Genomic DNA, 14,510 nt, shown 5'->3' with positions numbered 1-14,510 from the left:
CCTGAACTTATCGGCTATGTATAAATTAAATTTACACCTACCGCAAGCACCTGAGCGCATTCAAATAAATTTGATTTAAATTGGAGACAGAGAAACAGTTAGGGATTTACATATTCGAGTTTGTATGTTCTTGGGAGGTTTGTTCTTTACAACCTGATACTTCTTCTGGAGCTCCTTTTATTGTGCCTTAACCTTTTGAGAGCCATACGGTCTTCCGGCTGCTTGATTCTCAAAGTTGAGGTGATTTTTTCAACAGGCTCCCGGCAGCTTGACGTAGGAGATAGCTTAAATTAAAATTATCCTTTGTGGCTGCTGGCGTAGCTCAGTCGGCAGAGCGCGGGATTTGTAATCCCGTGGTCGCGGGTTCAAGTCCCGCCGCCAGCTATAGGCTGGTAGGAGGGGTGGCCGAGCGGCCAAAGGCAGGGGACTGTAAATCCCCCGGGCTTCGCCCTGCGCAGGTTCGAATCCTGCCCCCTCCACCAGTAGCGGGCGTAGCTCAGTTGGTAGAGCAGCGGCCTTCCAAGCCGCAGGTCGCGGGTTCGAGTCCCGTCGCCCGCTCTTGAGCCCAGGTAGCTCAGTCGGTAGAGCGCACCCTTGGTAAGGGTGAGGTCGCCGGTTCAAGTCCGGTCCTGGGCTTTTGCTTGATTATTTTCCAAATGAGAGTTATTATATTCTGTTAGCTCTAAATCCATAACGGAGGTACGGGAAACTATGGCGAAGGAGAAGTTTGAGAGGACAAAGGAGCACGTTAACGTAGGGACGATAGGGCACGTAGACCACGGTAAGTCCACCCTCACCTCTGCCATCACCTGTGTCTTAGCAGCAGGACTGGTAGAGGGAGGGAAGGCAGAGTGCTACAAGTACGAAGAAATTGACAAAGCACCTGAAGAGAAAGAGAGAGGAATAACCATAAACATAACTCACGTTGAGTACGAGACAGCGAAGAGACACTACGCCCACGTTGACTGTCCGGGGCATGCGGACTACATCAAGAACATGATCACCGGGGCAGCACAGATGGATGGCGCTATCCTTGTAGTTTCGGCAGCGGACGGGCCCATGCCCCAGACGAGGGAGCACGTTCTCCTTGCGAGACAGGTCAACGTTCCCTACATAGTCGTGTACATGAACAAGTGCGACATGGTGGACGACGAGGAACTCTTAGAGCTTGTAGAACTCGAAGTAAGAGAACTTCTTACCAAGTATGAGTTTCCCGGAGACGAAGTGCCGGTGATAAGGGGATCAGCTCTTGGAGCACTACAGGAGCTTGAACAGAACTCTCCCGGGAAGTGGATAGAGTCAATAAAGGAACTACTCAACGCCATGGATGAGTACATACCCACACCCAAGAGGGAGATAGACAAGCCGTTCCTCATGCCCATAGAGGATGTGTTTACGATATCAGGAAGGGGAACGGTTGTAACAGGTAGGGTAGAGAGAGGAGTACTCAAGCCTGGGGAGGAAGTGGAGATAGTGGGGCTAAGAGAGGAGCCGTTGAAGACGGTAGCTACGTCCATAGAGATGTTCAGGAAGATTCTTGACGAGGCTTTACCTGGGGACAACGTAGGAGTATTGCTCAGGGGAGTAGGTAAGGACGATGTAGAGAGGGGGCAGGTGTTGGCGAAGCCTGGGACGGTGACGCCACACAAGAGGTTTAGAGCGCAAGTGTACATACTGTCGAAGGAAGAAGGAGGGAGGCACACACCGTTTTTTGTGAATTACAGGCCGCAGTTTTACTTCAGGACGGCGGATGTGACGGGTACAGTGGTGAAGTTGCCTGAGGGAGTGGAGATGGTGATGCCTGGGGACAATGTGGAGTTGGAGGTGGAGTTGATAGCGCCGGTGGCGATGGAAGAGGGGCTCAGGTTTGCGATAAGGGAAGGAGGGAGGACGGTAGGAGCAGGAGTAGTTACTAAAATCCTTGACTGAGGAGTCTGAAAGATGGCTGCGACGAGAGAGATAATCACCCTTGCGTGCACCGAGTGTAAGAGAAGGAACTATACCACGACCAAGAACAAGCAAAAGCATCCGGAAAGGCTTGAACTTAGGAAGTACTGCAAGTGGTGCAGGAAGCACACCATACACAGGGAGGTAAAGTGAAGGGGCAGTAGCTCAACTGGCAGAGCGCGGGACTCCAAATCCCGCGGTTGGGGGTTCGAGTCCTCCCTGCCCCGTATGGGAAAAGGTCATGAGCAGGCTCAAGGAATTCCTGAAAGGTGTAAGGGCGGAGCTGAGAAGGGTTACCTGGCCCGACAGAAAGCTGGTCACGAAGGCTACTATAAGTGTTATAATTTTTTCTTTAGTCATAGGTGTTTACCTTTGGGTGCTTGACCTTGCCTTTACGAAGGTGCTTTCTCTAATATTCGCTCTCAGAGGTGTGTAATGGAAGATAAACAGTGGTACGCTCTTCAGGTTGAGGCGGGAAAGGAGGTTGCCGCCAAGGAGAACTTTATAAAGGTTCTCGAACTCGAGGGTCTAAAGGACCTCGTGGATGAGGTGGTTGTTCCCGCCGAGGAGAGGGTCGTGATAAGGGCTCAGGGAAAGGAGAAATACAGGCTCTCTCTCAGGGGGAACAACAGAGACATAAGCGTCTTGGGAAAGAAGGGCGTCACCACCTTCAGGATCGAGGACGGAACGGTCAGGGTCGTAGAGAGCGTTGAGGGTGACGATTGCCTTCAGGCGCCCCCCATCTCCAAGCCCGGTCAGAAGCTCGTGTGCAGGGACAACAGAACCGAGGCGAAGATAATTCTTGACAACAAGATGTTCCCCGGATACATACTCATAAAAGCCCACATGAACGATAAGCTCCTCAGAGCGATAGAAAAGACACCCCACATATACAGGCCTGTTCTCGTGGGAGGTAAGGTCGTCCCCCTAAAAGAGGAAGAGGTAAACAGGATACTTGAACAGGTTCAGAAGGGTGTCAGAACGAGGAAGGTGGAGTTCGAGAAGGGCGATCAGGTGAGGGTAATAGAGGGACCCTTCATGAACTTCACTGGAACGGTCGAAGAGGTTCACCCCGAGAGGGAGAAATTGACCGTTCTAATAAGCATTTTTGGAAGGCTTACGCCCGTGGAACTTGACTTCAACCAGGTAGAGAAGATTTAGGAGGACACGGATGGCTAAGAAGGTGGTAGGAACTATAGAGCTCATGCTTCCTGCTCAGCAGGCTTCACCCGCACCACCGGTAGGACCTGCCCTCGGTCAGCACGGTGTGAACATAATGGAGTTTGTAAAGCAGTTCAACGCCGCCAGCAAGGACTTCGAACCGGGCACGATCGTTCCCGTGGTCATAACCGTCTATCAGGACAGGAGCTTCACCTTCATAATGAAGACCCCTCCCGTTTCCTACCTTCTCAAGAAGGCGGCGGGTGTGGAGAAGGGGGCATCCGATCCCAAGAGACAGAAGGTCGGAAAGATAACGGTAAAGCAGCTCGAGGAGATAGCGAAAACTAAGCTCAAGGATATGAACACCGACGATCTTCAGGCAGCTATGAGGACGGTCGCCGGAACGGCGAAAAGCATGGGCATTGAAATAGAAGGTTGGAAGGAGTGATGCCATGGCGAAGAGAGGAAAGAAGTACTTGAAGGCTTTGGAGTTTGTGGACAGGAACAGAACCTACACCGTTGAGGAGGCGGTTGACATTATCAAGAAGATCGCTGAGGTCGCTCAGAGGGGCTTCGATGAGACGGTTGAACTCGCCATGAGGCTGAATGTAGATCCGAAGTACGCCGATCAGATGGTGAGGGGTTCGGTGGTTCTCCCCCACGGTCTTGGAAAACCTATAAAGGTTCTCGTTCTGGCAGAAGGTGAGGATGCTAAGAAGGCTGAGGAGGCAGGGGCTGACTACGTTGGAGGAGAGGATCTGATTAACAAGATCCTAAAGGAGGAGTGGATAGACTACGACGTGGTGATCGCCACCCCGGAGATAATGCCAAAGGTGGCGAAGCTCGGAAGGATACTCGGACCGAGAGGTCTTATGCCCAATCCTAAAACTGGAACGGTTACGAAGAACATAGAGCAGGCGATAAGGGACGCCAAGAAGGGTAGGGTGGAGTTCAAAGTGGACAAAGCCGGTAACGTCCACATGCCGGTAGGTAAGGTATCCTTTGACAAAGAGAAGCTCATAGAGAACATATACACGGCGATAGATGCCGTCGTTAGGGCTAAGCCTCCGGGAGCTAAGGGTCAATACATAAGGTCCATAACCCTATCGACCACTATGGGACCGGGGATTAAAATAGATATCCCCGAAACAATGAAGAGACTGCAGGAGCTTGCAGCCTAAAGGAGAGGTGTCATGGCAGAGGTAAGGAAGAGCCTTCTTAGAAAGCAGGAGCTGGTAGCTTCTTACAAGGAGAGGTTTGAGAGATCTAACGGCTTTGTAGTTTTCTTTAACTTTCAGGGGATAGACGCTCTTCCCCTTTCGGAGCTGAGAGCAAAGATAAGATCCTTAGGTGGTGAGATAGTGGTCGGAAGGAATACGCTCCTTTACAGAGCCTTTGGAGATACGGCTCTTGTGGATCACAGGGAGATATTTGTAGGTCCTACGGCAAGCCTTTTCGCCTACGAGGATCCCGTGGCTGTCACCAAAGCTCTCGTGGAGTTCCTGAAGGAGACTTTCGATAAGGAGTACAAGGATAGACTCAAGGGAGGACTCATAAGCGGTAAGTATATGACTCCCGATGATGTAGTGGCTCTTGCTGAGCTCCCGAGCAGGGAGGAGCTGGTCGCTAAGCTCCTGGGAGTCTTGATGGCTCCTGTAACCCAGCTCGCTATGACTCTCAAAGCAGTGCCTCAGAAGCTTGTTCTTGTTTTGAAAGCTATCGAAGAGCAAAAATCTTAAGGAGGTTTTGTGATGGCTACACTTACCATCGACGAGATCGTTGAGGCTATCAAGAACATGAGCGTTCTTGAGGTAGCCGAGCTGGTAAAGAGACTCGAGGAGGAGTTCGGAGTATCTGCCGCCGCTATGGTGGCGGCCGCACCCGCTGCTGGAGCCGGAGCTGCTGCTGGAGCACCCGCAGCCGAAGAGAAGACTGAGTTCGACGTTATACTCAAGTCTCCCGGCGGAAACAAAATACAGGTTATCAAGGTAGTTAGGGAGATAACGGGGCTCGGTCTCAAAGAGGCTAAGGAGCTCGTGGATAACGCTCCCAAGCCTATAAAGGAAGGTGTGTCCAAAGAGGAGGCTGAACAGATAAAGGCGAAGCTCGAAGAGGCGGGAGCAGAGGTAGAGCTCAAGTAATAGTGAACTGCGCTCAGGTTTCTGAGTTTACAGAGCGGGCACTCTCGAGAGGGGTGCCCTATTCTGCCTTTTTGACCTTCTGTGTTATAATTAATAATTTGCCACTAAATCTTTGAGGGGTGGAAAGTATGAGAAACGTTGCTCTTCCAAGAAAGTTTTTCGGGAGGAGAGAGGAGATCCTCGAGCCTCCCTACCTTTTAAGTGTACCAAAGAACTCCTTCGAGAGCTTCATTCAGCTCAAGAAGGCACCCCACGAAAGAGAGAACATAGGTTTAGAGTATATCTTCAGAACTTCCTTTCCCTTCGTAGATCCTGACGAGAACATATACCTTGAATATCTTGGCTACGAAATAGGGGATTGGGAGTGCAACGCCTGCGGATACAAGCCTGAATCGGACTTCCTCGCGGGATGGGGGATGGACTGTCCCAACTGCGGCGGTAAGCTTGTCTATAAGGAGAAGTATACGCCCGACGAGTGCAGGATAAAGGGGCTCACCTACTCCGCTCCCCTTAGGGTTATGTTCAAACTCAGGGTGAAGACTAAGAACGGGGAGAGGGAGACACCCCCGAGGAAGGTTTACTTCGGCGAGATACCCTTAATGACCGATTGGGGTTCCTTCATAATAAACGGAAGCGAGAGAGTCATAGTAAACCAGCTTATAAGGTCCACCGGTGTCTTTTTCGAGGAGAAGGAAGAGAAGCAGAAGGATGCCACCATTATTAGGATACTTTACAGAGCGAGCATAATACCCGACAAAGGTTCGAGGATAGAGTTCGAGCTCTCAGGAACCACGGACACCTTCCACGCGAGGGTGGACAGGAAGAAGGTGAGCGGTATCGCTATCCTGAGAGCCTGGGGCTTCGAGACGGCTTACGAGATACTGAGGAACTTCTACGAGGGTGTGAGAAGGCTCGTTGTCAGGGACGGAGTCCTCTTCGACTCTGAAACGGGAGAAGAGTTCAGACCCGAGGACCTCGAACACCACTATATCTTTGCGATTCTCAGATACAGGGCGAAGCTTGAGGACTCTGAAAGGGAAAAGGAGTTTATAGAGGAAAGGTATATAGAGGAGTGGGAAGGCTTAGAGTTGCTCCTCAAAGATGAGAGGATAAAGGTCGAGTCGGTGACTATACTACCTAACGAGAACGCGGTGAAGAGTCCCTACGCCAAGATAGTGGTCGAGACACTGATGAACGAAACGACTCCCAAGGAACCTGATAAGATGAGCCCCGTTAAAGTTCCCTCTCAGTTCAGCCTTAGGGACTACGGATACATGGAGATATACAAGAAGCTCAGGCTCGTAGAGACCATGACTATGGAGATAGAGAACCTCATCGAAAGGGCTCGCTCCTACTTCGAAACCTTCTTCAACCACATTACAAGGTACGATCTCTCCAAGGTAGGAAGGGTAAAGATAAACGCCAAGGTTCACAAACTGCCTAAGGTTCTCAAGCCTGCCGACGTGGATCTCCTCGACAAGTATCCTCCCCTCGCTTTAGCCGAAAAGGTAGACGGTTACGAAGAGGGAACCAAGCTCACCAAAGAGATCCTCAAGGAGATCTTCAAGAAGAGGAAGGTCAAGGAGGTTAAGGTAAAGGACTACACCGAGGAAGAGGCGAGGTTCATCCTACCGATAGACCTCATAAACATTCTCAAGTACCTGATAGACCTGAGGTTTAGAAGGGAGAGGAAGGACGACATAGCCCACCTCGGTAACAGAAGGGTCAGATCTGTGGGAGAGCTTCTTGAGAACCAGGTAAGAACTGGAATAGCCAAGATGGAGAAGGTCTTCAGGGACAGGATAGCGGTCGTGAACCCTGAGGACCCGAGCATAAGACCCCAGGATCTAATAAATCCCAGATACGTCACTAACTCGATCGTTGAGTTCCTTAAGGGAGGACAGCTTTCTCAGTACCTCGACAACGCCAACCCCCTCTCCGCTCTGACCCACAAGAGGAGGCTCTCAGCCCTCGGACCCGGAGGACTGACGAGGGAGAGCGCCAAGTTCGAGATAAGGGACGTCCACCCCTCCCACTACGGAAGGATATGTCCCATAGAGACTCCCGAAGGTCAGAACATAGGTCTAGTCACCTCCATGACCGTCTACGCTCAGGTGAACGAGTACGGCTTCCTCATAACCCCCTACAGGAAAGTGGAGAACGGTGTGGTTACCGACAAGATAGAGTACTTGGCAGCCTACGAGGAAGAGGATTACGTCATAGCCCAGAGCACGCCCACCGACGAGAAAGGAAGGATCCTGGCGGACAGGGTCCTCGCGAGACACAAGAACGACATAAGGATAGTCAAGCCCGAGCAGGTGAACTACATAGATGTATCCCCGAGGCAGGTGATATCCGTATCCTCCTCTCTTATTCCGTTCCTTGAGCACGACGACGCCAACAGGGCTCTGATGGGATCCAACATGCAAAGACAGGCGGTTCCCCTCATCTTCACCCAGGCTCCCCTTATAGGAACGGGTATGGAGAAGAAGGTTGCCAGAGACTCCCACTCGGTCGTCGTAGCCAAGAGGGGCGGTGTGGTTGAGGAGGTTAGCAGTGCCAGAATAGTTGTGAGAGTGAATCCAGAGGAGATAGACCCCTCCGATCCCCTTGACTTCGGTATAGACATCTATGACTTGAAGAAGTTCCAGAGGACGAACCAGAACACCTGTGTGAACCAGAGACCTCTCGTTAAAAAGGGTCAGAAGATAGAGAAGGGAGAGGTGATAGCGGACGGACAGTCCACCTACAGGGGCGAGCTCGCCCTCGGTAAGGATGTCCTCGTCGCCTTCATGCCCTGGAGGGGATACAACTTCGAGGACGCTATAGTTATCTCCGAAAGGCTCGTCAAGGACGACGTCTTTACCTCCATACACATAGAGGAGCTCGAGGTCGAGGCGAGGGAGACCAAACTCGGTGAGGAGGAGATAACGAGACAGATTCCCGGCGTTCCTGAGAAAGCTCTCGCCCACTTAGACGAGCTGGGGATTGTGAAGATAGGAACCTACGTAAAGCCCGGTGATATACTCGTCGGTAAAGTAACCCCCAAGGGAGAATCCCAGCTAACTCCCGAGGAGAAACTCCTTCAAGCCATATTCGGTGAGAAGTCAAAGGACGTGAAGGATTCCTCCCTCAGGTGTCCTCCCGGTGTCGAGGGTGTTGTTATAGACGTTCAGATCTTTACGAGGAGAACGGGAGAGCGCAGGAACATGCTCATAGACACAGTCGAAAGGGAGGAGATGGAGGAGCTGAAGGAAGAACTCGAGAAGAGGAAGAACCTGATAATAGAAGGGAGGAACAGGGTTATAGAGGGCCTTGTCCTCGGAAGGAAGCTCGAGAAGGACGTTACCCTGAGGAAGAAGGAGTATAAGAAGGGGACGGTCATAGACGAGAAACTCCTCAAGACCCTAATAAACTTCATAATCTCTAAGCCCGATAACTTCTTCAAGGACAAGAAGCTCATAGAACAGATAACCGACGTGGTCAAGAAGTCCAAGGATCAGATACAGATGCTCTCCAAGATCTACGAGGAGAAGAAGAAATCTCTCTACAGGAGAGGGGATCTGCCTCCCGGAGTTATCACCCTTGTCAAGGTTTACATAGCCCAGAAGAGGAAGATCAAAGTGGGTGACAAGATGGCGGGAAGGCACGGGAATAAAGGTGTTATCTCTGTGGTCCTTCCCGTTGAGGACATGCCCTTCCTCCCCGACGGAACTCCAGTGGATATAGTACTCAACCCTCTCGGTGTTCCTTCAAGGATGAACGTCGGTCAGATCCTTGAAACCCACTTAGGATGGGCTGCGAGAGGCTTAGGAAAGAAGATAGGGGAGATGCTTGAAAAGGGTGTGGATAGGAAGAGGCTGACGGAATGGATGAAGGAGACCTACGCCATCGGAGATCCTACGGGAGAGAACGCTAAGTTCATAGAGGAGTTCCTCAATTCCCTTTCCGATGAGGAGTTTTACAACCTGATGAAGGAGTACGCCCAGAATGGAATTCCTATGGCTACTCCGGCCTTCGAAGGTGCTGAAGAGGAGGCTATAAAGGAGCTTCTCAGGCGTGCGGGACTTCCCGAGAACGGAAAGACCATCCTCTACGACGGAAGGACGGGAGAGCCCTTCGACTTCGAGGTAACGGTGGGTTACATGCACATGCTCAAGCTCATCCACATGGTTGACGACAAGGTTCACGCAAGATCCACCGGTCCCTACTCACTCGTTACCCAGCAACCTCTCGGAGGAAGGGCTCAGTTCGGTGGACAGAGGCTCGGAGAGATGGAGGTCTGGGCTCTCGAGGCTCACGGAGCAGCTTACACCCTTCAGGAGATGCTCACCGTTAAGTCCGATGATATAGAGGGGAGGAGTAAGGTATACGAGGCTATCGTGAAAGGTAAGTACACCTACTCACCGGGCATACCCGAGTCCTTCAGGGTTCTTGTGAGGGAACTCAAGGCTCTCGGGCTTGACGTGAGGTGTGTTAACGGTGAGAACCTTAGCTGTGATCAGGTTGAGATGAAGGAGGAGGAAGAAAGATGAATCAGAGGAGAAGAGGTCTCTTTCCCTTTGAGAAGATCAAGTTGATGTTAGCCTCTCCGGAGGAGATAAGGAGCTGGTCTACCGGAGAGGTCAAGAGACCTGAAACTCTGAACTACAGAACCCTGAAACCTGAAAAGGACGGACTCTTCTGTGCGAAGATCTTCGGTCCCATAAAGGATTACGAGTGTCTCTGTGGAAAGTACAGGGGCAAGAGGTATGAGGGAACAGTATGCGATAGATGTGGGGTTGAGGTGACTCTCTCCTACGAGAGGAGAAAGAGGTTCGGTCATATAGAGCTTGCCGCTCCTGTAGCCCACATATGGTTTCTCAAGTCAACCCCCTCGAAGATAGGAACATTGCTGAACATGACCTCGAGGGATGTGGAGAGAATTGTTTACTTCGAGTCCTACCTCGTCATAGAGTATCCCAACGAGGAAGAGGAGGAAGCCTTCGCCCAGGCTGAAGATACCATACCCCTGAACGACGGGACGACTACCAAGTGGGTGAAGCTCCATGTAGTTACCGAATCTGAGTTCGAGGAGGAGTACTCCTTCACCATAGACGAGAAGTACGAGTACGGCATGGGGGCGGAGATAATAAAGACCGTCCTCTCCCAGCTCGACCTTCAGGAATACTCCAAGAAGCTGAAAGAGCTCATAAAGCCCTACAGCATAGGCTTCGAGGATCTCGGAAAGAAGCTTGAAACCCAATACAAGACACTCTACGAGAAGATAATCAGGACGATGGCGGAAGATTTCAGATCCTTCGGAGTTAACTTCCCCAACCTTGAGGAGCTCGGACTCTCCCTCGAGCAGGCTATCCACGGGATCTTAAACGAGGAGCTCTATCTGAACGTTGAAACGGGAGAGATCTCTAAAGAGGACAAGGGAGACGAGTACCTCACGGGCAAGGAAGCTATCAGAACTTACTACGAGAACGTCAGAGAGAAAAAGGCTATACCCGTCTTCGAGAGAGTAAAGGAGGACATAAGAACAACGGTTCTGAGGGAGATCTCCGAGCAGAAGGTAAGGAAGTATTTGAGGATCCTCAAGCTCGTCGAAGGCTTTATAAAGAGCGGTAACAGACCGGAGTGGATGATCTTGGAGGTCATACCCGTCCTACCGCCCGATCTCAGACCCCTCGTAGCCCTCGACGGGGGGAGGTTCGCCACCTCCGATCTCAACGACCTCTACAGGAGACTCATAAACAGGAACAACAGGCTCAAGAGACTTATAGAGCTCGACGCTCCCGAGATCATAATCAGGAACGAGAAGAGGATGCTTCAGGAGGCGGTGGACGCCCTGATAGACAACGGAAAGAGGGGAAGGGTAGTAACCCAGAACGGAAGACCTCTCAAGTCCTTGGCGGACTATCTCAAGGGTAAACAGGGAAGGTTCAGGCAGAACCTGCTCGGAAAGAGGGTGGACTACTCGGGTCGTTCCGTCATAGTGGTTGGACCCGAATTAGAGATGCACCAGTGCGGTCTTCCTAAGATAATGGCTCTCGAACTCTTCAAGCCTTTCGTTTACAGGAGACTCGAGGAGAAGGGTTACGCCACCTCTATAAGGAACGCCAAGAAGTTAGTTGAGCAGAGGGCTCCTGAGGTCTGGGAGTGTCTCGAGGAGGTGGTTAAGCAGCACCCTGTCCTCCTCAACAGGGCTCCTACCCTCCACAGACCTTCCATACAGGCTTTCGAGCCAGTCCTCGTTGAGGGCAAAGCTATAAAGCTCCACCCCCTCGTGTGTCCGCCCTTCAACGCAGACTTCGACGGGGACCAGATGGCGGTTCACGTCCCCCTCGGAATAGAGGCACAGTTGGAGTCTTACATTCTCATGCTCTCCACCCAGAACATCCTCTCTCCCGCCCACGGAAAGCCTCTCACGATGCCCTCTCAGGACATGATCCTCGGAACCTTCTATATGACTCAGGATCCCATACCCGGAAGGAAGGGAGAGGGTAAGGTCTTCTCCTCGAGAGAGGAGGTTCTCAAGGCTCTCGAGCTCGGAAAGGTGGACATCCACGCCGCCGTAAAGGTGAAGTTAGACGGAAAACTTATAGAAACCACTCCCGGAAGGGTTCTATTCAACTCCATAATGCCCGAGGGAGTTCCCTTTGTCAACTACACCCTCGACAAGAAGAAGCTCTCCAAGCTCATAACCGACCTCTACATACAGGTTGGAAACGAGGAGACGGTCAAGTTCTTAGACAGGGTGAAGGAGCTCGGCTTCCTCAGGGCTACCCTTGCAGGTATATCCATAGGTGTTGAGGATCTGCAGGTTCCAAAGGTTAAGAAGAAGATAATCGAGGATGCTCTCAAAACCACCGACGAGATATGGAACCAGTACGTGAACAACATAATCACCAACAAGGAGAGGTATAACAAGATCATCGACATATGGTCGGAGGCTACCAATCAGGTCTCCAAGGCGATGTTCGACGAGATAGAGAAGTCCGAGAGGATAGAGAACGGGAAGAAGTTCCCCGGCGTCTTCAACCCCATATTCATGATGGCTAACTCCGGAGCGAGAGGTAACAGGGATCAGATAAGACAGCTCGCCGGTATGAGGGGACTGATGGCGAAGCACTCAGGGGAGTTCATAGAGACGCCCATCATCTCCAACTTCAGGGAAGGACTCTCGGTTTTAGAGTACTTCATCTCCACCTACGGAGCGAGAAAAGGTCTTGCGGACACCGCTCTCAAGACCGCCTTCGCGGGATACCTTACGAGGAGGCTCGTGGACGTAGCTCAGGACATAACGATCACCGAGCACGACTGCGGAACGCTTAAGGGAATAGAGATAGAACCCATAGTCGAGGGTGGTGAGGAGAAGGTGCCTCTCAAGGACAGGATATTCGGAAGGGTTCTCGCCGAGGACGTCATAGATCCCTACACCGGAGACATCATAGCCAAGAGGAACGAGGTCATAGACGAGAAGCTCGCCGAGAAGATAGCAAGATCCGGTGTGGAGAAGGTTAAGGTAAGGTCTCCCCTATCCTGCGAAGCTAAGAGGGGCGTCTGTGCGATGTGCTACGGATGGGACCTCTCCCAGAGGAAGATCGTCTCCGTGGGTGAGGCGGTAGGTATCATCGCTGCCCAGTCCATAGGAGAACCCGGAACACAGCTCACGATGAGAACCTTCCACATCGGCGGTGCGGCAACAGCCCAGAAGGTTCAGAACGTCCTCATCACCGAGACCTCTGGAAAGGTCAAGTTTTACAACCTCAAGCTCATAAAGAACAGAAAGGGAGAGCTCATAAACATATCGAGAGAGGGTGCCATCGGAATAGTAGACGAGGAAGGAAGGGTCACCGAGAGGCACGCCGTTCCCTACGGAGCCAAGATCCTCGTCGAGGAGGGACAGGAGGTCAAGGAGGGAACATCCCTCGCTGAGTGGGATCCTTTCAACACTTACATCATAGCGGAGGAAGAGGGTAAGGTGGAGCTAAGGGACATAATCCTTGACGTCACCGTCAGAGAGGAGAGGGACGCCCTCACAGGTAAGACCGCAACGATCATATCCTTCATGAGGCCTAAGGACGCTATGCTCCACACACCGAGGGTCGTTGTCGTTACAAAGGACGGAAGGGAGCTGACCTACGACCTCCCCGTAAACGCTATCCTCAACATACCCTCCGAGAAGATGGAGCTCGAGTGGAACGTATGCCCCACCTGTTCCGAGGCAGAAGAAACACAGGTTCAGCACAGATACTACGTAGTCAAAGACCTCGAGGTCAAGCCGGGAGACATCCTCGCGAGGATACCCAAGGAGATGGCTAAGGTCAGGGACATCGTCGGAGGTCTACCGAGGGTCGAAGAGCTCTTCGAGGCTCGCAAGCCCAAGAATCCGGCGATAATCTCCGAGATAGACGGCTACGTTAAGATTTACGAGGACGCGGACGAAGTCATCATCTTTAACCCCAACACCGGTGAGACGAGGAAGTACGCTGTAAAGAAGGATGAGCTTATACTGGTGAGACACGGCCAGTTCATAAAGAAGGGACAGAACATAACCGAGTCCGTGATCTCTGAGATAGACGGACAGGTCAGGATGAAGGGTAGTAAAGGGTTCAAGGTGATCGTCTACAACAGGGAGACGGGACTCGAGAAGGAGTACCTCGTTCCCAAGGGTAAACACCTCCTTGTCAAGGACGGAGACGAGGTTAAAGCAGGAGAACCCCTCACCGACGGAACGCCCATACCCGAGGAGATGCTCAAGGTAAAAGGTATAGAGGAGCTTCAGAAGTTTCTCCTCAAAGAGGTCCAGATGGTCTACAAGCTTCAGGGAGTTGATATAAACGACAAGCACTTCGAGATAATCATCAGACAGATGCTCAGGAAGAGGAGGATAGTGGATCCCGGAGACAGCAGGTTCTTAGTGAACGAGGAGGTGGACAAGGAGGAGCTTGAGGAGGAGATCCAGAGGATCAAGGAGGAGGGTGGAAAGCTACCTAAGGCTGAACCGGTTCTCGTTGGTATAACGAAGGCTTCCCTTTCTACCAGAAGCTGGATATCTGCCGCCTCCTTCCAGGAGACCACCAAGGTTCTCACCGAAGCCGCCTGTGAAGGCAAGGTGGACGATCTTTACGGACTCAAGGAGAACGTAATAGTCGGAAACCTCATACCTGCAGGAACGGGAGTGGACGAGTACTCTAAGGTGGACGTGGTTGAGGAAGGCAAGAAACTGCTCTTCGGTGAAGAGGAATTGAAGGAAGAAGGAGAATGAGA

At 51.8% G+C, this 14,510-nt stretch carries 10 protein-coding genes, 5 tRNA genes and 1 pseudogene; all 16 read left to right on the top strand.

The features are described from left to right. Positions 1-82: 82 nt before the first annotated feature. A pseudogene (locus ACZ483_RS06860) lies at positions 83-231 on the top strand (IS5-like element ISAae1 family transposase); the annotation flags it as partial. 80 nt (positions 232-311) lie between these two features. Next, positions 312-384, top strand: a tRNA-Thr gene (locus tag ACZ483_RS06855). Between the two features lie 11 nt (positions 385-395). Then, positions 396-482: transfer RNA gene (locus ACZ483_RS06850), tRNA-Tyr, on the top strand. 3 nt (positions 483-485) lie between these two features. Beyond that, positions 486-558: transfer RNA gene (locus ACZ483_RS06845), tRNA-Gly, on the top strand. Positions 559-563: 5 nt separating this feature from the next. Then, a tRNA-Thr gene (locus ACZ483_RS06840) sits at positions 564-636 on the top strand. A gap of 75 nt (positions 637-711) precedes the next feature. After that, positions 712-1,929: an elongation factor Tu gene (tuf, locus tag ACZ483_RS06835; protein WP_464323428.1), complete on the top strand. Its 1,218-nt coding sequence runs from the start codon at positions 712-714 to the stop codon at positions 1,927-1,929. A 12-nt stretch (positions 1,930-1,941) separates the two neighbouring features. Beyond that, entirely contained in the window at positions 1,942-2,100 is a 159-nt protein-coding gene (gene rpmG, locus ACZ483_RS06830) for a 50S ribosomal protein L33 (protein ID WP_457601236.1), read from the top strand. Between the two features lies 1 nt (position 2,101). Next, positions 2,102-2,174 (top strand) — tRNA-Trp (locus tag ACZ483_RS06825). A gap of 14 nt (positions 2,175-2,188) precedes the next feature. Further along, entirely contained in the window at positions 2,189-2,383 is a 195-nt protein-coding gene (gene secE / locus ACZ483_RS06820; RefSeq protein WP_464323439.1) for a preprotein translocase subunit SecE, read from the top strand. Then, positions 2,383-3,108, top strand: a complete 726-nt coding sequence (gene nusG / locus ACZ483_RS06815) for a transcription termination/antitermination protein NusG (protein WP_464323438.1) — start codon at positions 2,383-2,385, stop codon at positions 3,106-3,108. The genes secE and nusG overlap by 1 nt, the downstream gene beginning before the upstream one ends. Before the next feature lie 10 nt (positions 3,109-3,118). Next, positions 3,119-3,556 (top strand): 50S ribosomal protein L11, encoded by a 438-nt coding sequence (gene rplK, locus ACZ483_RS06810; protein WP_464323437.1) that lies wholly within the window; start codon positions 3,119-3,121, stop codon positions 3,554-3,556. Between the two features lie 4 nt (positions 3,557-3,560). After that, positions 3,561-4,289 carry a 50S ribosomal protein L1 gene (gene rplA, locus ACZ483_RS06805; RefSeq protein WP_464323436.1) on the top strand — a complete coding sequence of 243 codons (729 nt, stop codon included), beginning with the start codon at positions 3,561-3,563 and terminating at the stop codon, positions 4,287-4,289. 12 nt (positions 4,290-4,301) lie between these two features. Further along, complete coding sequence (rplJ, locus tag ACZ483_RS06800) at positions 4,302-4,847, top strand: 50S ribosomal protein L10 (protein ID WP_464323435.1); 546 nt, start codon at positions 4,302-4,304, stop codon at positions 4,845-4,847. 12 nt (positions 4,848-4,859) lie between these two features. Continuing rightward, positions 4,860-5,249 (top strand): 50S ribosomal protein L7/L12, encoded by a 390-nt coding sequence (gene rplL, locus ACZ483_RS06795; protein WP_464323434.1) that lies wholly within the window; start codon positions 4,860-4,862, stop codon positions 5,247-5,249. 128 nt (positions 5,250-5,377) lie between these two features. Further along, the gene (gene rpoB, locus ACZ483_RS06790) at positions 5,378-9,784 is read left to right on the top strand and encodes a DNA-directed RNA polymerase subunit beta (protein WP_464323433.1); all 4,407 of its coding nucleotides are present in this window, start codon (positions 5,378-5,380) and stop codon (positions 9,782-9,784) included. Continuing rightward, complete coding sequence (gene rpoC / locus ACZ483_RS06785) at positions 9,781-14,508, top strand: DNA-directed RNA polymerase subunit beta' (RefSeq protein ID WP_464323432.1); 4,728 nt, start codon at positions 9,781-9,783, stop codon at positions 14,506-14,508. The genes rpoB and rpoC overlap by 4 nt, the downstream gene beginning before the upstream one ends. The last annotated feature ends 2 nt before the right edge of the window (positions 14,509-14,510 follow it).

The organism is Hydrogenivirga okinawensis (assembly GCF_055385515.1).
This window is presented reverse-complemented; position numbering and strand designations above follow the sequence as displayed.